This is a genomic window from Mesorhizobium sp. M8A.F.Ca.ET.207.01.1.1, assembly GCF_004794715.1.
Classification (GTDB): domain Bacteria; phylum Pseudomonadota; class Alphaproteobacteria; order Rhizobiales; family Rhizobiaceae; genus Mesorhizobium.
On sequence record NZ_SRUS01000474.1, the window covers coordinates 1 to 303 of the forward strand.

A 303-nucleotide genomic window follows, 5' to 3' on the forward strand; every position below is an offset into this window, starting at 1 on the left:
CCCGACAACTCGGTCGTGCCCGTGGCGCTGAATGGCGCGCCGCTGATCGTTTCCGGCAATATCCTCGGTTGCGTCCTGGCCCTGCACGACATGACGCGCGAACAGGACTATATCGACCGCCTGTCTTGGCAGGCATCGCATGATGCGCTGACCGGGCTCGTCAACCGCCGCGACTTCGAGAACCGGCTGGCTAGCTGTGAGCTTTCGGGAGGTTGTCCATTCGGACCGGACCGAGGAGACTGGAGTTACCACGCTTCAGCATCTATCGGAGGGTCCGAATGAACATCCACAAGAATGCCCGTC

Annotated in this window: 1 pseudogene; it reads left to right on the forward strand. The window is 61.4% G+C overall.

Features of this window, described 5'->3' with window-relative positions:
• Window positions 1-282, forward strand: a pseudogene (locus EN850_RS35430) (hypothetical protein); the annotation flags it as partial.
• Between the last annotated feature and the right edge of the window lie 21 nt (window positions 283-303).